This is a genomic window from Mesorhizobium sp. M4A.F.Ca.ET.090.04.2.1, from assembly GCF_003999085.1.
Classification (GTDB): domain Bacteria; phylum Pseudomonadota; class Alphaproteobacteria; order Rhizobiales; family Rhizobiaceae; genus Mesorhizobium.
In genome coordinates, this window is sequence record NZ_RZOT01000603.1 from 1 (window position 1) to 3416 (window position 3416).

Here is a 3416-nt window from a genome sequence, read left to right on the forward strand (position 1 = left end):
GACGGCTACTGCGTCGGCGAGCCCTGGAACAGCGCCGCGGTCGCCGTCGGCATCGGCCATATCGTCACCGTCAAGGCGCTGCTGTGGCGCAACAGCCCGGAGAAGGTGATCGGCGTGCGCAAGGCCTGGGCGGAGGAGAATCCGGAGGCGCTGGCGGCGCTGCTGCGTGCATTGCATCATTCGGCGCGCTGGTGTCAGGACCCGGCGAACCATGCCGAACTGGCGGCGCTGATGGCCGGGCCGGGCTTCCTCGGCCTGCCGGCTGCGGTGCAGATGCCGATCCTGACCGGACAACTCAGGCTCGGCGGCGGCGCCGAGCGGGCGATCGCGGATTTCTTCGTGCCCTTCGACAAGGCGGCGAATTTTCCGTGGAAGAGCCATGCGCTGTGGTTCTACACGCAGATGGTGCGCTGGGGGCAGTTGGCGCACACGCCGGAAAACCTCGCCATCGCCTGGAACTGCTACCGGCCCGACCTCTATCGCTCGGCGCTGAAGCCGCTCGGCGTGGCGTTGCCCGGCGCCAATGCCAAGGTCGAAGGCGCGCTGAAGGCCGCGACCCCTGTCGGTTCGGCAGGCGCAAGCCTGGTGCTGGGCCCGGACGGGTTCTTCGACGGCCAGATCTTCGATCCCGACGAGATCGAAGCCTACATTGCCGGCCAGAAACACGCTGGTTCCTTGGCGCAGTAGATCCGACGTGCCGGGGTAGCGGATCGCCAATGCGCGCAAGTTGATAAGTCAAAGGCAATTTTGGTGTGCTATATACGCTGCGTTCTCGGGCGGATACGAGATCGATGGATCAGGAAAGACTTCTGGCCGCAGTCCTTTTGGCCGATGTCGTGGGCAGCACGCCTCTCTATGAGCGCATCGGCGACGATGCCGCTCTGCAGCAGGTTTCGGATTGCCTGGACGCAATGGGAGCGATCGTCGCCCAGCACGGCGGCGATTTCATTTACTCGAAGGGCGATGACGTACTCAGCCTGTTCGAGAGCCCGGAGACCGCACTGAGGGCCGCCTGCCAAATCAGCCACCAATTGACGAAAGGGCCGTTGCGCGCCCGTATCGGATTACATTTCGGGGCGGTCATTCGCGCGCGGGGCGCGGTATTCGGCGACGTTATCAACGTCACCGCCAGGTTGTCCAGCACGGCCAACCCCGGGGAGGTGCTGATCAGCCAGAGCTTCTTCGAAGGCCTTACCGCGGGGAGCCGTAGTGGCCTGCGGCTCCTCGACAAGATGGCTTTCAAGGGGAAGCAAGAACTCTTCGATGTCTATACTCTGAGGAGCGACGACGGGACCCTCAGTAATACGCACATCGCCAGCCGGGGCACCATTGTCGATAGGCGCTCCGTCCCGCCCCCGCAGATCAAGCTAGTCATCGGCTATGGAGATCAGTTGCGATCCTGCCGAAACAACGAATTCGTGACGTTCGGCCGATCTCCGGAATGCGATATCGTCGTCGATCTGCCCTGGGTCTCAAGGCACCACGCCACCTTCACCATTTCAAATGGCAAGGCCCGGCTTATCGAGCGAAGCTCGTCGGGCACATTTGTGTCGATGGGACCCGACCATGAAGTATTCGTGCGCCGCGAAGATATTCTCCTCTTCGGCTCCGGCGTCATCTCGCCTGGACGAAGATCGACCCTCGGCGACGTCCAGGTTCTTCACTACGAAATTGTCTCAGGCTGACCCTGCCTATATTGCCGACCCGCAATCGGCTAGTTCCCTGGCGCAGACGTTCTGACATGTCGATAGGGCGGGGTGCCGGATCGGACGCCTTGGAGATAGCCGAAGCGCCATGTCGTCGTCATCCTGGAGCGAAGCGACGCGGCGCAGATCCCAGGATCCGCGCCGTGACGTCCCAATCTGTCAAAATCACCGTGTCGAGAGCTGGTTTTGCGGACCTGATTATTTTTGCGCCACTCTTGTGCATTGCACAATAATTGTGCGTGCGCTTGTGCTAATGAACAATCTTTGGCCTGTGCGTCCTGCGGGTCGGCGTGCCGATCCTTGTTCTATGCAGTTGATTTAATTGGTGTTCGTCATCTCATCTGAAACTGGCACGGTTTCTGCATTGCAATAACCAGGCTCCTCGCGGAGTCACGGAACAGGCGTCCAATGGCGGGCGCCACAGGCAAAGCTGCCGCTCAGGTCGACACGCGATCCCGGATGTACGGACGCGAGCGACCTGGCCGGCAGCTTTTTGTTTTGACCGAACACGCAATCGACGGCGCCGGTCCCAAGCGGCGTCCAACCGGAGATGACGATGACGAAACGGATCGGAACTGGAACCACCCTCAAGGGCATGTCGCGTCGCGACTTCCTCGCCAGAAGCGCGCTGACGGCGGGGCTGCTGGTGGCGGCGCGCAAGCTCCTGCCTTCGGGCGCCTATGCGGCGACCGCCGCGCCGGAAGTGACCGGCGCCAAGCTCGGCTTCATCGCGCTCACCGACGCGGCGCCGCTGATGATCGCGAAGGAGAAGGGGCTGTTCGCCAAATACGGCATGCCCGATGTCGAGGTGCTGAAGCAGGCCTCCTGGGGCGCGACGCGCGACAATCTGGTGCTCGGCGGCGAGGCCAACGGCATCGACGGCGCCCATATCCTGACGCCGATGCCCTACCTCATGCATACCGGCAAGGTGACGCAGAACAAGCAGCCGATGCCGATGGCGATCGTGGCGCGGCTGAACTACGACTGCCAGGGCATTTCAGTCGCCCAGGAATACGCCGCCACCGGCGTCGGCCTCGACGCCTCCAAGCTGAAGGAGGCTTTTGCGGCCAAGAAGGCCGCCGGCAACGAGGTCAAGGCCGCCATGACCTTCCCGGGCGGCACGCATGACCTCTGGATACGCTACTGGCTGGCCGCCGGCGGCATCGATCCCGACAAGGACGTCTCGACCATCGTCGTGCCGCCGCCGCAGATGGTGGCCAACATGAAGGTCGGCAACATGGACGTGTTCTGCGTCGGCGAGCCGTGGAACGAGCAGCTCGTCCACCAGGGCATCGGCTTCACCGCCGCCACCACGGGTGAATTGTGGAAGGGCCATCCGGAAAAGGCCCTCGGCCTGCGCGCCGCCTTCATCGAGAAATATCCCAACGCCACCAAGGCCATCCTGATGGCCGTCATGGAAGCCCAGCAATGGTGCGAGGCGATGGAGAACAAGGAGGAGATGGCCTCCATCATCGGCAAGCGGCAATGGATGAACGTGCCGCTCGCCGACATCATCGGCCGCCTTAAGGGCGACATCAACTACGGCAACGACCGCGTCGCCAAGGGCACCGACCTCCACATGAAGTTCTGGAACGGCGGGGTTTCCTACCCCTTCAAGAGCCATGATGCCTGGTTCCTCGCCGAGAACATCCGCTGGGGCAAGTTCGCGCCGACCACCGACATCAAGGCGCTGGTCGACCAGGTCAACCG

Annotated in this window: 3 protein-coding genes; all 3 read left to right on the forward strand. The window is 62.9% G+C overall.

The features are described from left to right. Positions 1-687: ABC transporter substrate-binding protein (locus EN781_RS28940; RefSeq protein ID WP_145965694.1), on the forward strand; the 687-nt coding region annotated here is incomplete at its 5' end. A gap of 104 nt (positions 688-791) precedes the next feature. After that, positions 792-1685 (forward strand): FHA domain-containing protein, encoded by an 894-nt coding sequence (locus EN781_RS28945; RefSeq protein WP_126055007.1) that lies wholly within the window; start codon positions 792-794, stop codon positions 1683-1685. 577 nt (positions 1686-2262) lie between these two features. Then, a partial coding sequence (locus tag EN781_RS28950; RefSeq protein WP_145965695.1) for a CmpA/NrtA family ABC transporter substrate-binding protein occupies positions 2263-3416 on the forward strand: 1154 nt, incomplete at its 3' end.